Annotated in this window: 16 protein-coding genes; 5 read left to right on the forward strand and 11 right to left on the reverse strand. The window is 63.9% G+C overall.

Annotated features, from left to right (window positions below):
* The first annotated feature begins 231 nt into the window (after positions 1-231).
* The 3 genes from J4709_RS11080 to J4709_RS11090 all read left to right on the forward strand — a co-directional run bounded on the left by J4709_RS11080 (position 232) and on the right by J4709_RS11090 (position 4,692).
* The gene (locus J4709_RS11080) at positions 232-498 is read left to right on the forward strand and encodes a site-specific integrase (RefSeq protein ID WP_208239809.1); all 267 of its coding nucleotides are present in this window, start codon (positions 232-234) and stop codon (positions 496-498) included.
* A gap of 973 nt (positions 499-1,471) precedes the next feature.
* A complete protein-coding gene (locus tag J4709_RS11085; protein ID WP_208239811.1) occupies positions 1,472-4,168 on the forward strand; it encodes an NACHT domain-containing protein in 2,697 nt (898 codons plus the stop codon).
* Between the two features lie 266 nt (positions 4,169-4,434).
* On the forward strand, positions 4,435-4,692 hold the full coding sequence (locus tag J4709_RS11090; RefSeq protein WP_208239813.1) for a hypothetical protein: 258 nt from the start codon (positions 4,435-4,437) through the stop codon (positions 4,690-4,692).
* A gap of 74 nt (positions 4,693-4,766) precedes the next feature.
* Here J4709_RS11090 and J4709_RS11095 read toward each other — a convergent pair whose 3' ends face one another.
* The 5 genes from J4709_RS11095 to J4709_RS11115 form a co-directional block, all read right to left on the reverse strand.
* Positions 4,767-6,809, reverse strand: coding sequence for a hypothetical protein (locus tag J4709_RS11095; protein ID WP_208239815.1), 2,043 nt, complete (start codon positions 6,807-6,809; stop codon positions 4,767-4,769).
* A gap of 135 nt (positions 6,810-6,944) precedes the next feature.
* Positions 6,945-7,718 (reverse strand): protein NO VEIN domain-containing protein, encoded by a 774-nt coding sequence (locus J4709_RS11100; RefSeq protein WP_208239817.1) that lies wholly within the window; start codon positions 7,716-7,718, stop codon positions 6,945-6,947.
* Positions 7,719-7,898: 180 nt separating this feature from the next.
* The gene (locus tag J4709_RS11105; RefSeq protein ID WP_208239819.1) at positions 7,899-9,788 is read right to left on the reverse strand and encodes a DEAD/DEAH box helicase; all 1,890 of its coding nucleotides are present in this window, start codon (positions 9,786-9,788) and stop codon (positions 7,899-7,901) included.
* The gene (locus J4709_RS11110) at positions 9,785-11,245 is read right to left on the reverse strand and encodes a hypothetical protein (RefSeq protein WP_208239821.1); all 1,461 of its coding nucleotides are present in this window, start codon (positions 11,243-11,245) and stop codon (positions 9,785-9,787) included. Before J4709_RS11110 ends, J4709_RS11105 begins: the two co-directional genes overlap by 4 nt.
* Positions 11,245-12,627, reverse strand: a complete 1,383-nt coding sequence (locus J4709_RS11115) for a hypothetical protein (RefSeq protein ID WP_208239823.1) — start codon at positions 12,625-12,627, stop codon at positions 11,245-11,247. Before J4709_RS11115 ends, J4709_RS11110 begins: the two co-directional genes overlap by 1 nt.
* A 136-nt stretch (positions 12,628-12,763) precedes the next feature.
* Here J4709_RS11115 and J4709_RS11120 point away from each other — a divergent pair, with 136 nt between their 5' ends.
* A complete protein-coding gene (locus tag J4709_RS11120) occupies positions 12,764-13,027 on the forward strand; it encodes a hypothetical protein (RefSeq protein ID WP_208239825.1) in 264 nt (87 codons plus the stop codon).
* 49 nt (positions 13,028-13,076) lie between these two features.
* Here J4709_RS11120 and J4709_RS11125 read toward each other — a convergent pair whose 3' ends face one another.
* Together J4709_RS11125 and J4709_RS11130 are read right to left on the reverse strand one after the other, a co-directional pair.
* Positions 13,077-14,255 carry a hypothetical protein gene (locus tag J4709_RS11125; protein ID WP_208239827.1) on the reverse strand — a complete coding sequence of 393 codons (1,179 nt, stop codon included), beginning with the start codon at positions 14,253-14,255 and terminating at the stop codon, positions 13,077-13,079.
* Positions 14,252-14,815 (reverse strand): DUF4365 domain-containing protein, encoded by a 564-nt coding sequence (locus J4709_RS11130; protein ID WP_208239829.1) that lies wholly within the window; start codon positions 14,813-14,815, stop codon positions 14,252-14,254. Before J4709_RS11130 ends, J4709_RS11125 begins: the two co-directional genes overlap by 4 nt.
* Before the next feature lie 666 nt (positions 14,816-15,481).
* Here J4709_RS11130 and J4709_RS11135 point away from each other — a divergent pair.
* Positions 15,482-15,655, forward strand: coding sequence for a hypothetical protein (locus J4709_RS11135; RefSeq protein ID WP_208239831.1), 174 nt, complete (start codon positions 15,482-15,484; stop codon positions 15,653-15,655).
* 165 nt (positions 15,656-15,820) lie between these two features.
* On the opposite strand, the gene J4709_RS55500 is transcribed toward J4709_RS11135, so the two are convergent.
* From J4709_RS55500 to J4709_RS11155, 4 genes are all read right to left on the reverse strand, one after another.
* Positions 15,821-16,957, reverse strand: coding sequence for a tyrosine-type recombinase/integrase (locus J4709_RS55500; protein WP_208239833.1), 1,137 nt, complete (start codon positions 16,955-16,957; stop codon positions 15,821-15,823).
* A gap of 1,111 nt (positions 16,958-18,068) precedes the next feature.
* A complete protein-coding gene (locus J4709_RS11145) occupies positions 18,069-18,212 on the reverse strand; it encodes a hypothetical protein (RefSeq protein ID WP_208239835.1) in 144 nt (47 codons plus the stop codon).
* A gap of 91 nt (positions 18,213-18,303) precedes the next feature.
* A complete protein-coding gene (locus J4709_RS11150) occupies positions 18,304-18,852 on the reverse strand; it encodes a hypothetical protein (protein ID WP_208239836.1) in 549 nt (182 codons plus the stop codon).
* Positions 18,852-19,136 carry a hypothetical protein gene (locus J4709_RS11155; protein WP_208239838.1) on the reverse strand — a complete coding sequence of 95 codons (285 nt, stop codon included), beginning with the start codon at positions 19,134-19,136 and terminating at the stop codon, positions 18,852-18,854. Before J4709_RS11155 ends, J4709_RS11150 begins: the two co-directional genes overlap by 1 nt.
* Positions 19,137-19,495: the final 359 nt, after the last annotated feature.

Here is a 19,495-nt window from a genome sequence, read left to right on the forward strand (position 1 = left end):
GGACGGGGCGAGGGTTGCGGTTCACCGGTCCGGATCGAGCGCTGCTCGCGGCGATGCTGCACCGGCTGCCTCGTGGCGTATTGCGGCAGACGCGACTGCTCGTGCGGCCGGACACAGTAATGCGCTGGCACCGGGACCCTGGACGAGGGCACCGCGGTGATCTGTCGTCAGTTGCAGTCGAGGGACGGGCGGCTGATGGCATGCCCGCCCAAGACCACGCACAGCACCCGGGTGATCGCGCTGGATCGCACCACGATTGCCGTGCTGCGCGCGCACCGCTCCGGGCAGCTTGCGGAGGCGGACGCCTACGGCGGGCGCTATCGCGACAGCTATGTGTTCACCAACCGCAACGGCGACCCGATCTCTCCGGGCTGGCTCACCCATATCTTCCAGCGGCTGATCGCCGCGCACGGAGTGCCGCCGATCCGGCTGCGCGACCTGCGGTATGGCGCTGCCACTCTGGCGCTGGCGGCCGGGGTGGAGTTGAAGGTGGTGTAGGAGATGCTGGGGCATTCCAGCATCGTGCTGACCGGCGACACCTACACCTCCGTGCTACCCGAGGTCGCGCACACCGCCGCGGAGAAGACCGCCGCGTACTTGCTCCGCGCGGCTGGTGTAGTGCCTGGCACCACCCAGCGCCGGGGCCGTGCTCCGGCCCGGCGTCGACGGCTGGCGGCGTGCCATACCCGGGCGGGCCTGGTGCGGCGCCGGTCGACCGGTTCGCGCCGCGAACCGGCGTGGCACCGCATCCGGGCTCGGCCTGCTGTTCGGGTTTGCGTCGATAACACGGCTTCTGCGGCGTAATCGAGAGCATCCGCTCCCTGTCCTTGCCCGGCGACCTGCGAAGGGACTAACCGCATACCGGAGGCGCGGCGGCTGCGAGCAGCTCGGCGCGGGAACTCGGCCTTGCTCCCCGCCAGGATTGGGCGGACACGGGGTGTTCGGCTTGGCCTGTGAGCAAGGCGGCCTCAGCCGGGCCCTAGGCGTGATCACCGACGGTCTATAGAAACGGTGTTTTCCCTGGTCGGGGGTGGCGGGTCGCGTGAGACTCGAACCCACAACCTACGGATTAAAAGCAACTCCTCAAGGAGACCCGATGTCTGCCCTCCCGACCGTCACGCGCGGTGTGCCTGCGGTGGTGCAGATGTCGGCTGCGGTCGCCGGCTGCGGTCGCAGCGGCTCGTCGGCGCAACCAAAGCGTCGCGCTCGCCATGCGGGGCTGGCCAGTGCGCCGGCCAGTGTGGGGTAGGGGAGCGTGCAGGAGGGCGTAGAGGGCGGCCTTGCCGGTCGGAGACCCCTGCGCTGCCGTACCCGCCCGCCACCAGTCCTCGCCGTCGAGATCGTGCGGGTGGGAGGAAGCCGGAGACGAGGACGAGCCGGACTGCGTAAATCGGTGCCGCCGCCGACCAGCGACGCGCTATTTTCCGATAAGACCAATGGTGAAGCCAGCAAACATCCTTGCGGAGACCAAGTGACCATCGCTGACCTTGTAGCCGCGCCGGGCTCGCGGCAGGCGCCTTTGAGGACTTTGGCCCATGTTGAGTTCCAACTGCGGGTGCTGGGGCTGTTGTGCGCGGCCGTGTCGGAGCCGCCCTCGGCGGTACCCACACCGGGATCTCTGGATGTCTGGTCCCGCTACGTCAAGTTGCAGCGCATGTCCCTGGACTGTCGTCCCTGTCAGGACGCCGCGCTCCGGGTTGCTGAGTGCGTCGACGTGGAGGTAGCGACGGGCATGTCGCTGCGGCGGATGCGCAACCAGGTGTTCCACGGCGGTCCGGACCCCGAGGGAGTGGATCTCGACGTCCTTCACCGGCTGGTCGCGACCAACGCGGAAGAGATCTCGTCGATCTACGAGCACGGGCACGTCACCTTGCTGAAGCCGTTCTTCATCACGGTCAATGGCGACTTGGCCGCACTGAACGACTACTCCGAAGTTTCAGCTACCTACTGGCCCCGGTCCGGGCCGGCGACCGACGTCACCGACCCCGATATCCTCGACGCACTTGAGCGGTCAGAGCCACGCAGAGGTTACCGGCCGTTGGAGGACTTCGCGGTGGACATCGAACGAGACCTGCGAGGGTTCGCCCAGCCCGGTTCAGTCCAGGTTGTTGTCGAGCCGCCCGAACCGATCTTGGTTCATTGGGACCTAGTCACCTCCACGGGCACAATCCACCGCGTCGACCGGTTCGAGCTAAGTAACAACCACGCCCGCCTGTGGCAGTCTGCATCCGTCCAGCGGCCGTACCCGGAATTCCTCGCCGATGTCTGCAATTGGGAACTCCTCAAGGAGCGCCTGCTTATGGACCTCGAGGAGCAGGTCAGGAGCGAAGGTGAGCTCAGCCATGAGTTGTTCCCCGGGCTCAAGCGCCACCTGTCGAACGTGTCGACCAGGGTGCGTGTGAACAACGGCATTTCCGGTGACAACGGCGATGTCACTATCACCGAAGCGCTCGATCAGATCACTGCCGAGACCGTGATTTACCGGTCGTACACGAACCTTGTCACGCTCACCGGTGAGGCCGGAGCAGGCAAAACTCACAGTCTTCTGCAGTTCGCCAGGCAGACGTTGTCTCCTGGAGGCGAACCCACTCCTATTGCAATCTATCTCTCATCGAGCGGGGAGACCGCCAACAGTCTGGAGACGCTACTGGAGGCCCGTGCTGGGCGCACCAAGATCATCAATCGCATTTCCGCGCTAGCGCTGTGCCGCGCTGGCCTGGCGATCCTGGTTATCGATGGATTCGATGAGCTTATCGGCCTTCGCACCTACGACAATCCGCTGACTGGACTGAGTAAGATCCTGGACCCGTTGCGAGGTCAGGGAACGGTCGTTCTGGCGGCGCGGTCGAGTTATGCCGAGGCGAAACTCCGCCGTCACCTAGCCTCGCACAGCACGCTGGATTGGCCGCCATTCGTCACGACGATGGAGTTGCTGCCGTGGCGATCAGGGGAAATGCAGGAACTCATGGACCAGTTGTCGGTCATAGTGCCCGAAGACACTACTCCCGAAATTCGGCAGTTGTTGATCACACCCTTCTTCTGCTTGGCCTTCGCTGCCTGGGTCCGATCGGGGGAGCAGGCGGACTTCCTCCAGTTCGTCGTTGAGAACTACTTGCGGCGAGAGCGGCGCAAGTTGACCGACAAAAAGGGGGTGCAACTCTTCGACGGGCAATCACTGGCCGACGTCCTGTCAGAGGTCGCCGAACTGGCCGCCCGAAATGCCGTGCCCGAGATCTCACAGGAGTATCTGGAGATGGCGGCCTGTCAAGCCCTCGAACGCGAACTCAGCCCCCAGGAGCGGCGCCGACTGGGTTCACTGTGCGGCGTAAGCGCCGAGTGGGCGGAGGATGACCTGTCTTTCAAGTTCACACACCTCGCCATCGCCGAGCAGTTCCTTGCCCGGCAAGTCACCCGGCTGCCCATAGGCCTAGCCGCCGCTTTGCTGCGCGACGTATCGATCTCGACGTTGTGCGCGCAACTGATCGTCTCCAACTGGCGGACCGTTTATAGCGAACCGCCCACCGAACTGATCACAGCGCTGCAACGGGCGGTGGTCGCGGAGACGCCGCGCGCCGATCTTCCAGGTGCGATCAGCCTCGGTGAGCTGTGGGCAAAGGTGTATGGGACAGCGGACGGCTCGCGCGTTGCACGTCAGATCACCGTTGAAAGGCTCGAGCTTGGTGGCAGCGGGCGTGTTCGGCTCGTCGACGCGAAGATTCAGCGCCTGGTTGTGAGGCCGGGTGTCGAGTTGGAGCTTGTCTCTAGCCGAGTCAGACATCTGGACCTGACGGGCTCATCACCGGACGTACTTCTGGGTGACTCCTACAAGAATGTGGATGAGTTGATGACGCAGGGCATGTTGGTAGTCGGACAGCCAGCGATCAGGCGTGTGCTCGGGCTAGCCGTGGACACCGACGACAGCCTCCGCGAGAGGGATGACTACTTCAAGGCGCGTGTCCAGGATTTCTCCGGGCCGGTTATCGTGAGTTCACGTGACTTCGCTCCTGAAGAGAACAAGAAGCTTAACTGGATTCGAGAGTACGGCCTTGGTGCATGGCAGGATTTTGTTCGCAGGATGCTTGAAGAAGGAAAGTTTACTCGCAAGAAGATGAGTACAGCCGGGCGGCCTAAGGTACTGCTCATCCCGACTGAAAAATTTTTCGAATAGATATTTCGAGGGGCAATGAGCATCGATCTAGACGGAGGCGCAGGTTGGAGAATGCGGGCGGCCCCTGAAATTCGTTCGCGGAGCTTAAGGGCGTTGACTGGTGGGCACCGCTCCTAATGCACGGCCGCAACGCTGTGCTTGCCGAAAACTACACCTGATCCGCGACCGGGATGGCAAGTTCCCTGAGGTGTTCGACGCCGTCATGGCCGACGCTGGCATCCAGACGGTGCTCACTGGAGTGCGGATGCCGAGAATGAATCGCAGTGATGGAGCGGTGGGTGCAGGCCTGCCGCAGCGAGCTCCTGGACTGCATGTTGATCTGCCACCAGCGGCATCTGCTTCACGCGCTCCGCGAGTTCGAGACCTTCTACGACGAGCACCCGCCTCACCAAGGCATCGCCAACGCGCGCCCCTTGAAACCGCTGCCTTCAGTGATCGCCGAACCGAACCAGACCGCTCACCCGAACAATCGGAGAACGCAATGCCTGGTCAGGATCCTAAACGAGTACGAACACGCCGTTTGACCTGCTCGGACGCAATTTCCGGCAAGCGCAACGCTCAGGAAAACCAGCAGAGTCACCACTTGATGTCGTAAAAATCAGGTGAGACTCGCCGGTGTGTCCTCCGGCTCTTTCGTTTCCAGCGGCGCTTTTGTGTTTCGCTCCGTCGAGGGCGTAATGAAGGGATGCCCTGAAAGCGTCTTGTGGACCTCGTGGCGCCATCCATCCTTGAGATCGCCAACTTGCAGGAACATGTCGGCGACGACGCTGAGAAACCGTCGTTCGTCAGTTAGCGGGATGTCTGGAGCGGGATGGGGCCGGTGTTGCTTGACGACCGCCGGTCCGGCCGGAACGAGGTCGAGCATGAGGTCGAGGGTGCAGGCTCGCACGCCGCGCTTTGCGTGGTCGGTTTCGTTCTCACTGTGCACAATCTCGCAGCCCGCGGCGCGCAGGCCGGCGCTTTGCAGCGCGCCGAAGACGGCGGCCCAGGCGCGTGGGCTTCGGTTGGCGTAGCTGAAGATGAGGTGTCCGTCCGGTCGAAGTGTCCGGCGAGCCTCTCTGAAGATGCGGCCGAGTAGTGCCTCGTAGGCGCCGTCGTCGACGAGTTGGCCGGTGGCGCTGTTGACCACGGCTTCGCCGGTGAGTGCCTCGTTGGTGAGCTTCTCGTTTGCTAGGCGAGCCCACGCGCGCAAAGGGCCGGACAGTTCCGCGTACTGGACGTCGTCGTGATATGGCGGATCGGTCAGCACCAGATGAACCGAGTGCGACGGCAGGACCATTTGTTCGCTGCTGCCCTCGACAACCCGTACATCCCACTCGTTCATGGGGGTAACCGGTGTGTTGCTGATGAGGGGGCCTTGGACGTGCAGCTCGCGGCCTGTTTTCTCATGGAGCCAGGTCGCGGATTTGACGAGTTGGTTGAGGCGTCGCAGGACGGTTCCGCGGCCGCGGCCGACGCCGCCCCAGACGTTGGGCTCGACGGCGAGGGTCGTGAGGTTGAATCGATGGCCTGCCATCGATTCGAAGCTCTTGAGGTAGAACCGGTCCCATCGCGATAGGTGCCCGGCCATCTCTGCGCTGCCAACGATGGCGAGTTCTGCCGCACGCACGACTGCGGGATCTTCGGAACAATGGCTCGCCAGGTCGAGCATTCGCTCCAGCATGTGGCGCTGCCGGTTCGGGTACAGATCCTGCCAGCGCTGGAAGCCGTGACGGATGAGCACGCTTGTTTCTTGACCGGGTGGAACTGGCCCGAGATCGTGAACCGGCCGCCATTCATCCGAGTCGGCCTTCTCTCGTTCGGCGTCGGTGGGAATGTCGACCTCACGGGCAGTACGGCTAGATCGATCGACGAGGATGATTTCCCATCGCCAGGTCTTAGCGCGATCGGCGAGGCGGTCTGCCTTGCCGCATTCGCATGTGATCGTTCGCATCGGCGTGTAGATGGCGGTCGGCTCGACGAGGACGTGGCAAGTCGGACAGCGTCGACGCTTGTCGGACTTGGCCGAGAAGAGATGGCCCCGCCGACACGCCATCCACGCGTCGGGATTCTTGCTCTCTTTGCGGACCCGCAAGGACACGAGCGCATGGGGGAACATGCGTGCCCGCCTGCCGCAGCCGGTGCATTCGCCCGTCGCCACCCGGATCGTGTGGGAGACGACTCCTCTGGTGCCATCGGTGAGAGTTGTGCCGTAGGCGGCTTCAACCTCGGTGTGGATCCACTGCTCGATCGTCGACGCCGCCTCGCGGAGTTTCTCCGGCGCGGGAAGGCCGAGCATTGCTGTGAGTCCGGCGGCCGGCCAGGGGTTGAGGTCCTGTGCGTAAACCTGATGGCCTCTCGCGACGGCTGCCAGCGGGATCACACCACCGCCGGCGAACATGTCAGCCACGAGGAGTCGACCGGGCGTCATGTCGTTGAACGCCTCGATGACCGCACCATTGACGGCGCTGGTCCGCCGTGCCCACCAGCGGTAGGTGCTGACCGGGGGAAGATGGATTTCCCGGTTGCGGCTCTCGGCTCGCGCTTCCGCGCTGACCTTCAGGTAGTCGAGCCCGCCGAGAGGGCTGCGAAGTGGTTCATGCTCCGGAGAGGACGGGACCGACGTTGGCGGGTCGGTCGTTGGGGCCGTCATCGCGGTCATGGTCCTATGTTCGCTCATTCAACCGTCGGTGTGCGTGTTTCATGCACGTCCGGGAACGCGTGTCGTGTACCCGGACAACCGATCATGTTACAGCGCTGTTTGCCCGATGGGGAGTCGTCCTAACGGCCTACCGGTTCAGCCTGGTTCGTTCGGTCTTCTCAGCGGCAGGCCGGGCCGCAGACACTGGGCACTGATCGTGATCCGACATGACGTCCAGCGGCCTCGAAGCTGGCCTCCGTCTACTGGCGGGTCTTTGGGAAGTGCCGCGGCGAAGTCGCTGTGGGTGAGCCAGCCGGCGACCCGCATGAACGGTTCACCGATAGTGGGGTCATAATCCCGCCGGGTGACCACCAGCGACCAGCGCGGATCACATTGGGCGACAGTGGCCTCGTTCCGGCTGATGAAGAACTCGACCCAGTCCGGTGGTGCCGAGGTCGCCTTGACCTCGAGCCGGTGACGCTGGCCGGTGGCGTCGGGACTGGCAATGTCGTAGCCCAACGTGTCGTCGATCAGGCTGACCTGGGCTACATCGGGGAGCATGTGCGTCATGCCCGCGCTGCGCAGGTGGGTCCGGCATGCCTCGAGTACCGCCTGCTCACCTTCGTCCCCGAACTCCTGCAACACCTGGAGATCAACCTTCCGGGCGGCGGCAAGCAGCAACGCGTCGCGTTCACGTACGTCCTCGAAGGTCGAGGCAAGCGTCGTGGCGACGTCGTACGGCACGAGTTCCCAGCGGACCTCGTCGGTTGTCGCCATTTGAGCCAGCCACACCTCGCGCTGGTCAGTCAGAATCTTGAAAAGCAGAGCCTCTACAAAAGTGTCCACCGGCAGCTGGGCCATGGCCAACAGATCACCGGCCGGAACGACGAGGTGTCCCTGCGTTGCGAGCAAGCCCGCGCGGGTGAGCAAGCGTTCACCCTCGGCGAGACTGCGGTGGTCGTGCAGTGCGCCCGTTGGGAGGCTCCGGTAGCTCCGGTCAAGGGCGTGCCGGGGCTCGCCGTCCCGCTTGATTAGCCGCGCAACATAGAACGCCGCCTGGAGATGACGGTGACTCGGATGGGCCGGTAGCGGTTCGGGCGGCACCGTTGCTCACTGTTCCTGGCCGCTGATATGGGCAAGCAGTGCGGCCATGTCCGCATCGGTCTCGATCGGTGGTCCGTAGTCTTCGTCGTCAGGCAAGGACATCCGTACAAGTTCTTTGTCGTCCAGGGCGCGGGCAAGGTTAGTGGCCTTGTCCCGGATCCGGGTGTCGACGACCTGATCGACGGTGTCACCCGTGATCATGAAGAGTAGCGTCGTGCGCTGGTTAGGATCCATACCGAGCCGATGGATGCGGTCGATGCTCTGCAGATAGTGGCCGGCGTTGAAGGTTCTATCGAAGTAGACCGCGTCATGGCAGTCGTGGTGAAGGCTGACGCCCTCGCTCATCGCTGCCGGGTTGGCCAGGAGTACCTTGCAGTTGTCATCCTGCCGGAAGCGCTGCAACTCTGACTCGCGGGTGATCGTCGCGTTCGGTGCGCTCGTGACGGATGGAATACCGCCATGAATTATGGCCGGCTGGTACTCGGCCAGCCACCGTTTCAGGCCTTCCAAGTTCGAGACGAAGTTCGACCACACCAGCGTCTTGCGGGGACCGGATGGTTCGGCGACGTTCTGAGCGATGATCTCCCGCAGGCGGGTGAACTTGGGGGGTGTCTCATAACGGCCGTAGCCGACGATCATCTCCCACAATCGGCTCCCGGGCTCGACGGGCAATGGTGGATGGGCGAACTCGCCGGGCAGGTCACGTGATCCGACCGCGAGCAATTGGGGGTTGCTCGCCGCCTCGAGCAGGTACATGACTACGGTGCCCATGCGCGCCAGTTCGACGCGGTCGTTCATCGACATGCGCAGCATGCCGGCATAGCGATCGCGGAGACTCGAGTAGATCTCGCGCTGCAGACCGCTCAAGGGGACCACAACTCGTCGCAGATTAGGCGGCAGTAGCTCGAGTTCCTTCTTCGTCGTGCGCACGAAGAGCGGCCGGATGGCCCGGTTGATTGCGTGGAGCGCGTCCGGCTGAGGGTTCGTCTTCAACGCCTCGGCCGGAAGGATTCGCCGTGCCTGCCCGGGCCATAGAAACTCGTACAGGGCGACGAAGTCCTGCACCGACTGCGGGGCGGGAGTGCCAGTCAGGACGTCCCGCCGGGTGGCGGAGAACGCAAGGTCGAGACACGCGCTGCCGTGCTGGCCGACACGGCCCGCCTTCATCCGGTGTGCCTCGTCGAGCAACACCAAGGTCGGCCGTTTCCGGACCCACTGTGTAAGATCTTTGAGGTTCCCCGCCAGGCGGTGATAGTTGACCAGCAGGATCTCGGCGTCCTGGCTGTTGGGCGTCCCGAACACCTTGACGAGTGGTGCCCGGCCCGGCGCGAAGCACTCCTCGACTTCGGTCTGCCAGGCGTCGAACGCCGATAGCGGGGCCACGACCAAGAGTTGGTCGATCTTTCCGGCGTGGTGCTCTGCCTCGTAGACGGCGTATGCCACGGTTGTTTTGCCGGCACCGGGCACAGAGAAGTTCGCGCCGTGCGCGAGACCGAGCAATTTGGCGGCGTCGCGAAGCTGGAACCGCTTCAGTGACCTGGCGAAGCGACTGCCGTCAAGGCAGCGCTGCAGGTCATTCTCGGACATCCGTGCGTTGACCTCGCGGCGCGCATGATCCAGCTGCCTACGTTCCAGCTTGATCATGGAGATGATCGCTTCGGCAGCAGGCTCCCACGCGATGGCAACGTTGTAGCGTTTGCAGGCCGGACCCAGCCACCCGATGTTTTCGCGGAATCGTTCGAGCGGCACCCGGACAGAGCGCGCAGGATCGCCGTCGTAACCCCACTCGACCCGCAGTTGGCCCCAGAACACGTCCGGGACGGTGCCGACCTTCTGGGCGACGACTACGTTCGCCGCTGGGTCGAAGTCGAGAGAGATGGCGGGGCCGTCGGTCACCGTCGATTCTCCGCGGCGGCGAACCCACGTTCTGCCAGATAGTGCAGTAGTTCGTCGTGCGAGCGCAGGTAGGCCTCAAGGGCCTGTTCGAGTGCCGCCCTATTAGGCTGGTCGCCGTCGTCGTCAAGCTCGTCGTACGCACGGCGTACTCGGTCGCATGCGGCGCCAGCAGCGTTCAACTGTCGCCGTGGGACGTCCAGGGCATTCTGGCCCTGATCATCTTGTGCTTTGCTGTCGGCCGCCGTCTGCATCGCAGCCTTGACCGCGTCGAAGAATGTGTTCTTCGGCAATGTCGCCGTGCCCTCGCCGGTCGGCACCTCCACCTCTGCATCCCAGTCGGTGTCACCGTCAGCCTTGCCATAGCGGACGAGCACGTCGAACAGCGGCTGAAGAGTGACCTCACCATGTTGATCAACAGGCGGGTCCTCGTCGAGATCATCGAGGATGGAAAGCCCTCCCAGGTCCGCGCGGGGAGCCACCTGTTGCCCAATCGCCAGAGCCTTCGCGGCAGCGCGTAGGTTCGGCTCTTCCTCGAACGCCGGGAGCACGTAGTCGTCCAGATACGACTCATCAATGTGCCGTACCCGGCGGTACTCCAACCCCGCGAGGAGGCCGGCGAGTTTCGCCTGCTTGACGCGGCGCGCTGCATCTGGTCCCTTGCGCGCCACCATCGCCCGGTACGACTCGTCGATCTCGATAAGTCTCTGCCGGTCGCCGTCGAAGTCCGGCCAGCGCAGCGCTCCGCTGCTTGCGGCGATCAATTCCTCGATGATCTGCCGAAGCCGGTCCTCAGCCTCGACCTCCTCGGCGGCTGCACGTCGATCCTTCGACGATGTCGGATCGTAGTGCGGCTTCATCTGCACCCCGATTTCGTCCGGTTTGAGCCCGGAGTCCAGCAGGTCCTTGATGAACAGCAGCTGATTCGTGAATGAGTACGGCTGCTGGTAGTTCAGACGCATCTGGAAGTTGAACTCGAGCTGCATGATCTCCGTGCTGTCGGCGTTATCCGGCAGCACTTGGACCTTGATGAATGCGAAGGTGCTTTTGTGCGGAAACTCCTCATGCAGGTCCCGCAGCGCGACCGCCCGCGTGTTGGCGTTGACCAGCACTCCCTCGTGCGTGATTAGCCCTGGCTCGCGTTGCGTCTCATTGCGGATCAGGGCCTTGACGTCGTGGTACCCGCTGGTCTGCCGAATGAGGTCAGCCAGCAGCCGCTGTGCCTCGTCGCTGTGCGGATTGGTCTCGATGATGGCGCCGCGGGTCCCGAGGCTCTCGACTTGGGCGCGGACGCGGTGCGTGCGGTGGTTGAGCAGTACGTCCCCTACCGGGATGGCGACCACTGGCAGCATAATTTTCTCGCCGCGCCAGTCAAACGGTCTGCGCTCATTTTGGTCGGTGACTGCCGCCTTCGCTGCGGCAACGATCTCCCGCCGGGCGTGCTGGGTCAGCGGACTCATTAGCGGACCTCCAGTGGATCATCACCCGATGCGGCTGGCTGTGCATCGCCATTGTGACCCGTGGGTATGACACTTTCGCCCGACGCGACCATCGCGCTGAGAGCGTCGGCCAGCTCAGGGACTGTCCGCTCCGTGTAGATTCGCCCATGAAACGGACGAACGAGTTCGGCCGTGGTGTTCCGTTCCGCCCACCCCGGTCCCACCAACACGACACTGCAGGCGATGCCGAGGCGCGCCGGAAGCGAGCCAAGCCTCGCTCCGCTCTTCCTGGCCGTTCCGCCGTCGCGCGCGACCGAGACGGCGACCGCGTGTGTCAGCGTTGCCGACTCCACCAGCACAGCGAGTTGCCCGCCCTCGTTGCGTCCATCCTCCGCAGCAGCGGCGGGGTTGGCACCCACTCGTGTCAACAACTCCCGGGATACCGCGTTCATCGAGAGCCGGTGATAGGGCACCGACCGCTCGTCAAGTAACTCACACAGCGAGGTCGTTACGGCAGCTTGTAGCTTCTTGCCCGTGCTGCTCCTGTGGGCAACCCATGCACTGCCTACCGCTCGCTGGGTTAGCAGAAGCTCATACGGGACGCCGTGGACCCGCATCTGCTCAACCAACGCCCAGCCGCGCTGCCGTCCCGGCACCTCGTCGACGTCAGGCAGCAGGTGTTCGACCGGCCGGGCCGGCTGGGCAGCCGGACTGCTTGCCGTCACTCGACCGGTGATGACCGCGTCGATGACGTCGAACACCGCCTTCAACTGGTCGTTCTTCCACTTGCCGCGTAGGTCGGTGGGGACCGACGCATCGCGGACCCTGGCCCGCAGATCCCGGTAGGACAGGCCCGCTGCTGCACAGAGTGCGGTCACGACGTTGCGGTCGTCCTGTTGCGCAGCAATGACGGCGGCCAGCGTCACGCTTGCTAGGGTCCGAGTCGCGGTTCTGCTCGCCAGCGCGTCGAGGGCGGCCCTGTACTGCGCCGGCCGCAAGATCTCGTCCAGCCCGAGAAGCTCCTGACTAGGATCGAGCTCCGACACCACCTCGGCTCGGCAGACCTGCCGAATCACCCGGCCAGCCAGCCCTTGGACGTCGGCCGTCGACGCCTGATCCTCGATCGTCAGCAACGAAGCCAACAGGTTCGGCAGATGGATCGGCCGAGACACGGCGCGTTCCTCGCTAAGCCACGCTAGCGCATCCTTTGTCGACGTTCTGCGGGTGACATGCCTGACGTACGCCTCGGCATCTTGCAGCTCCAACCTAGATCCTCTCAAACGCACGAGACGGCCACGAAGAAGCCCACCCGACAGCACGGCGATCGCCGATGTGAGGATGACGATCGACAAGGCCGCCCGGCGTTCTCGATCCTGCCGTACGACGGCGAATACGTCTCCCACCGAAGGAAAGCATCGCGCCAGTCTACGAGTCTGTCCAATTAATGGCACCTCTCTGTGTCAAGCGGCGGCGAGCAGAGAGGTAGCCAACTTGTTGGATCGGTGGGGTTGATCGCGGTCTGCCGAGATCAACATGGCTGTGGCCGGGCACCCCTTCTTCGGCTGCCTGCAACTGCACCGTCAACTTGGTGATCTGTGCGCGGAGCAGGTCGGTTTGGGCGCCGGTGTGGCCTTCGCGGTCGGCCAGATGCCGCACCAGTTCACCGGGTACCGCCGGCTTGGCGCTGGGCCGGCCGATCCCGTCGCCGGTCACGCCGCCAGGCCCGGCTGCGGGCTCGACCGCTACGACGGAGTGGCGGTCCTGGTGAGCCGTCGGGCCATCAGGCCGGTCATCGACCAGTAGACGGTTGACTGGGCTCATGAGGCTTCCCTGCTAACAACTCCGGGCAGTATTAAGACTCGCGGTAACGAGCCAAAAGGCTCGTATCGAGCCTAATCTTACCTATTAGGCGCCAACTTCGGCGTTCATAAACGAGATCACCCGTGATCGTGAGGGGTAGCTTTCGACGATAGGCTAAGATAGCCCACTCGTGATTTTCGCCACTCAAGTCAACGTGGACGTTGCGGAGCTTTCCTTTGACGTCCGCAAGTATTGTTACTGATGCGTGTTCTCCCTCTTCTGTGTCGTCGTTCTCTCGTGAGAGGGATTTCACTATTCCAACGAGAGTTTCGCGCTGGCGGGTCCCTTCTCGTCGGATGAGTTGCTCCCGCACGTCGGCCAAGGTGTCAACGGCCGAATGCTGTAGCTTGATCGGGCGAGTGCCGACTTCGGGCTTTTCTTCAGCGGCAGCCCACTCGAAAGACAAATCAAGCGAGTGTAGTGTGTCCGGTCGAGTTAGCTCTTCGAGGGACTCGATGAGTTCGGCACTCAGCCCCCATTCTTCGGGGAAATTCAGTGCTGCATTTCGACGCCCTCGCGTAAGTTCTTGAGTTGTCTCCAGGCCCTTGGCAAGAGTTTCCATCACTTGCCGCCCAAAAGCCTTTTCGATCGGACTTTCCGGTTGCGCGTCTGACGGCATGGCGTTGCGATCCCCAAATCGGGAGACCACAGTGAACACGAAGCTTCCACGCTTCGTATGCCCCAGGCGCACATCCTCGTCCAAGTAATCAGTAACAGTGGACGGTCGTCGCCCTCGATGAGAATGGTTCGGGTTGGCTGCTGATGTGGCAGCGGACCTCAACATCTTTTTGATGGCCGAAAGAGAAGCTTCAGCCTGCAAGAGGGGAATTGTGCCATCGGTCATATCCTGATCGAGGCGGATAAAGAACAAGTCGGCGCGTACTGCGCTGATTTGCTCTTGCAGTTGCTGTGCATCCCAATCATTGATCTTGCCAATGGCTCGAAGTGCATCGTAAAAGCGCTGTCTAAAATCTTCGAAGTCCGTGGCGAGGGGTAGCATAATGCGCCCTTGAAGACGGCCGTGGTCATCGAAAAGGCGCCAGATTTCCCTGATATGGTCGCGCCTGGACTCTAGTTCCCAGTGTTGAGTGGCTAGGTACTGAGAGACTGCCGTCGGCGCTAGCGTGTCGACTACTTCTCGGTAGGAGACATCTTGAGTGAACCCGTTCACCAGTCGCCTCCCTCGCCCAGCGTCTTCATGATGCCAAGGAGCTGGGGCACGTCAAACAGGTTACTCCTGGGTACGCGCACCGTCTTGCTCTGAGCATCCTCACCTATCGTCTCCAACGCTGCCGCGCTCTGCCAGTACAGAGCGCTACGCGACAGGAGGGACTGTTCGTCCTGCTCCAGCCACAGCGATGGATCTTCCGGCACTACCAAGATGCCCAGAAACGCCGGCAGGTATCGCTTCGGGTTCGTGAGCTTCCTGTACGGCTTGCCTTCCATTGACCACGCTATGTGATCGTCGCGGACAACGTTGCGCTGTGAGGTGCACTTCAACTGAAGCTCGAACTGGGGGCCAAAGAAGAGTTCGTGATCCTCAGAGGAGGCCACTGTGATGTCCACGCCGTCGTAGTCAGTTGTATGAGGCTTCAGCCAACAGCCTGCGGCTGCGGCGACCATGTGGACGTAAGCAAGGCTGACCTGCTGCTTCATCTCACTCAGAGGTAGCCCGAACTGCCAGGCGCCGCTTGCTTCCTCGCGGCCGCCCCGCCTTGCTTCGTCAGACATCAGACTCCCTCGCCGACCGCGCGGCGGATTGATCTGCGACCCCCCGCCGACGGTATCGCGATCACCGCCGGGACGTGACCACTTCGCCTGACAATGCCCCTTTCGGGCGGCCTGATCCGGCCGTCAGAACACAGGGCGTGCCGCCTTGCTCCTGGCGTGGAGAGCCGCTACGCCATCCGACTTCCAGTCCGAGCGACGTACTGTAGGCATCCAGATGCGTCTGCGGGCCCGGCGGCTCCTGTCTGTGTATCCAGTTCGATCCTTGATGCCGTCGACGAGGGGTGAGAGCTGGCTCTGGCATACGGTGTGTGATCGTGTCGGGCGGTCAGGTCACGGCTCGGATGTTCTTGTAGCGGCAGAACTGGCGATCAGGAGGTCGCCGCTGTGTCGATCAAGGGTCTGCTGATCGTTCCGGTCCCCCGCACCTGGCACGCGCGTGCATTGGCGGGGTGTCCGGCTCCAGGGCCTGTGTGCGACTCAAGTCAGAACTGCCACCGCTCAAGGCGGTATATCAAGTTATGGGAGCCCGTTACGGCGCAGAGTGGCGGTTACGAACAACATCTGTATGAACGCGGCCAGCTTCACCTGCAGATTTACCTGTAGGTTCACCATCTCTTCGGCCGCGACGGCTGCGACTTAAAGACGTTCGTCGAGCAGGTCCCTGGCTTGACCGTGCGCTACGACCACTCGGCAGTGGTGGTTGGTGAAACCCTGGGGGCAATCGCGCTGGCGCTGGCCAACCGCCCGCTGGCTGAGGGCCTGATGATCGCAGCGTGCCGAATGATGCTGTTGCTGGCCGCACCCTGCCAGATCTCGAGCTCACGATCACACGCGTGCTGAGCATGGGCGACTTCGCCCTGCGTCGCGGCAGTATCTATGCCTCGAGCCCTTATCGACGTCACCATCGACAAGCCCCATGGATCTTCTGCTCAGGGTCGGCCAGTGGGCGACCGCCGGGCGGGCGACGCCGCCGGGTGGGGCTTGATTCTTGTCAACTGTGGGCCGTCATGCTGCGTGTAGGAGGCCACCGAAGACCCGCTCCATGGCTTCGGCGCCACCGCGTACCAGTGGTCGGATCTGGTGTCGGTACACCGTCTCGGTGATGTGGGTGGAGGCGTGCCCGACCAGGTCTCTGATCGTTTCTGTGGTGACGCCGTGGTCGCTGAGGATCGACACGAACGTGTGCCGCAGCTCCCGCGGTACCCACACGGTGCCCAGGCCAGCCGCGGCGGTGATCACCCGGAAATCGTCTCGGACGTTCTGGCCGGTCAGCGGACCTCCGTCTGGCCGGCAGAACACCAGCCCGTGATCGTGGTAGTTGCCTCCCGCAGCGGCCCTTTCTGCCTCTTGCTTGGCTCGGTGCGCTCGCAGTACCGCCAGCCCTCCCTGGGGTAGTGCCAGGCCTCGCCGACTTCTAGGTGTCTTGGTGTCTGCGGTGTGCCGGGCCGCGCGGGTGACGTACACCGCGCCGACCTCCAGATCGACCTCGCTCCACTGCAACGCCCGCAGCTCTTCCGTGCGCAGCCCGGTCAGCAACCCAAGTACCGGGTACGCGCCGAGCCGGTGACCACCATGAGCGGCCTCGGCCAAAAGGGCGGCCGCCTGCTGGACATTCATCGCCTGGGACCTTCGCCTCGGCAGGCCATGGGGAGTGTCCACGAGGGCGGCCACGTTCCGGCTGACTTTGTCGTGCCGTTGAGCCCGTCGAAGGGCACGCTTCAACAGCCCATGGACGATGCTCAACGAACTCGAGGACAGGTGCCCGGCGCGGTCGTGCAGCCACGCCTCGACATGGTCAGCGGTGAGGGCCTGCACCCGTATGTGTCCGAGTTGGGCGATCAGGTGGTGGCGTGCCAGGCCTCGATAGGCCTGGATCGTCGATGGCGCCCGTCCCTGCTTGGCCAGCTGGACGAGGAACTCTGTGACCGCACGCTCGATGGTGTAATAGCGATCGGCGCGGACTCCGCGGTTCAGGTCGTCGACGGCCTGGACGAGCTTGCGCATCAAGGCCTTCTCCGAGGAGGCCTTGCGTTTGAGTCGGCGCCGCGTTCCGGTGGGAGAGCGGCCGAGCGAGATCGCGCCGGTCCACCCGTCTCCTTCCCGGTAGATCGACGCCCGGTACTGCCCCACCCACACTCGCACAGCAGCCTCCTCATTCAGCAGCGATCGCGTCGCCGATCATTCATTCCGTGCGAGCACCAGTCCGGGTGCCGTGACTGGGGAGCGGCGTCAGATGCCTCGACGGCGTGCCGCTGACACCCCGCTCGTTCGACGCCTCCTCGATCTGGCCGACTACACCCGGCTTCTCTCGTTGAAGGGTGAATGAGCTTGAGTCAGGCCATTAGGGGCTCTGGTCGATCAGCCCTACCAGTTGGAGCGACTGTGCGGGATGCGCCCAGGTAGGGCGCCGGGGGCAGTGGGTCACGGTCGAACCGTAGGGACCTCTTGCGCAGGGTGTGCGCAGGATGTAGCTCCGTGTATGCACTCTGCTATGGCGGTGTGGCTTGTCGGTTGGCTCGTCTGTCGACCTCCGTCCAACTCCTGGTTCTGACGGATTTGGCGGTCAGAACGGCATATCCAGAGGGAGCCTCGCGCTCCGCCGGGGGTCGGGAGGGACGATGCATCAATGGGCTTGGGAGTGGGTTGCCCCAGTCGTCACCGGCGCCTCCGGTGCGATCGGAGTTGGCTTCATCTGGCTGGCCGGCACCTAGAGCCGCAGCCACGTCGAACGTGTGGTCGAGCTGAGCCACCTCGGTGAGGAGCGGGCGTGTGACGCTGGGTTGATCTTGGTGCACCTGCGGCGTACTCCAGGGGCGGCCGGTTGCTCGCCTTCGATTCTGAGCCCGTAGGAGCGCGGGGGACCTGGACGGCGGCTCCGCCGTCCAGGCGTCACGCCCTCCCGTCCACGATCGCCCGCAGGCCGGGGCCCCGCCCCGTATCTGGGCGGACGCTTGAGGGGAAGAGCCCCCCTTACCCCGGAGCCTCCCGACGTCGCGACCGCGATGTCCCGAAACTGCTCCGCTGGCTCGCACACCCGAATCCGCCTGATGTGGCCCTGCTACTACGGCAACTCCAGGCGCCCTGCACATGGCGAGAAGGCGCTGGTGGCCCGCCTCTTTCGGGGCCCGGGGGACCTGAGGGACGAGGCAGCGTGCCGTAAGGAATGATGATATCCCGGCCTCGTAGCGGGGATTGGGGGCCAGTGGCTCCGTTACCTGGCTGTTCTTTTGCTCAGGGTGTTGAGGCCGATGAGTCAGAAGAGCAGGTAGCGGAGCCCGGTGATGAACAGCGTGCAGATGACGCCGCTGGCGACGCCGGCGACGATCGCGCCGGGCATTCGGGTGACGTCGGTCCAGTGCGTGCGCTGAGCCCACTGGACGATCCTCGAGTTGCTCACGGGCTCGCTTTCTCCTTTCGCGTGTGGGTGCGTGTGCTGTTTCGCGGGCCGGGGGAGAGGCCGGGCGGGCCGGGCGGCAGACAGAGGCCACTCACTTGGCAGTGCCCTTGCCGCCGGTTGTGCGGTCCGGGCGCTGGCCGGCTGGGGGACGGAGCCACCGCTTGAGGTTGTACTGGTGAAAGAGTGTCGACCCGGTGGGGGTGAGGGGCGCCTCCTTGTAGGACTCGCGCCGCTCGGCGAGACCGAGCGTGAGGAGCTCGCGCAGGCCGCGTTCGGTGGTGTCGGCCGACCAGCCGTACCACTGGGGCGTGCGTTCGGCCGGCAGGGACACCCAGGGCTTCTCGGCTAGGAGAACCAGGAGCATCGCCAGGCCGGGGAGCTTCAGCTGGCCGTAGGCCTTGCCGTTGGTCCAAAAGGCCGTCGGGATTCTCAGGTACCGGTCGGCGGTTCCTTCGTACTCACCCGGGGGCGTGTAGTCGTTGCCGGAGCCGTCTTCCCGCAAGAGGGTCACCCGGATCTTGTTCGGCTCGCCGGAAACGCGAGCGCACAGGACCAGCTTGCGGGGGTCATCGAGCCGGGCCAGGGCGCGCCACGCGCCCCGACGAGCTGCGGCCCGGGTCGCGTGCAGGTCAGCGTCCATCAGCGCGCCCAGACGAGGGAGTCCAGGGTGGTGCTCCATCCGTCTTCGTTGGCGCTGCCCGTCGCCGCGACGGCGATCAGGTACGCATTCAGGCCGCGCACGTCGCCGTTCACGACGAACTCGCGCAAGGGGCCGGCGCGGTTCTCCGATCCGGGCAGCGCCTGCACGAGCGACTTGCGGAGAGGGACGGTCTGTCGAACGTTGCGGTTCAGCAGGTACTTCCGGTCCTTGGCGCCGGATGCCGCCGGACGCTGAATCGTCCCGCTGGTCTGCGTATGACTCATGCGGAGCATCCTGCACGAAGCACCCGACGCATGCGCCACGCACAGGCTGGAGAGGCAGTCACCACAGCGGGTGCTCTGAAACAACCATGTAATTCCCTTATGTAAGGACCAGGATGCAAGACCAAATGAGAGCACCCTTGAAACCGGTGGGGCAGGGACAGGGCGTCAATCGAGCGGGCCGCCTGACATGGCCGAGAGCTTCCGCCGAACCTCTTTGCCGCATCCCCCCCCGCCGCTGCCGGATATGCGGTATTTCGCGTCAATATTCGCATGTGACGGCTTCGCTCCGGTCGCATCCGGGGGTGTGGTTCTATGCCAGGGCACGGACGGCGGCCACACGAGTCCACCACGTGTCCTCC

The organism is Actinomadura violacea, assembly GCF_017573465.1.
Classification (GTDB): Bacteria; Actinomycetota; Actinomycetes; order Streptosporangiales; family Streptosporangiaceae; genus Spirillospora; species Spirillospora violacea.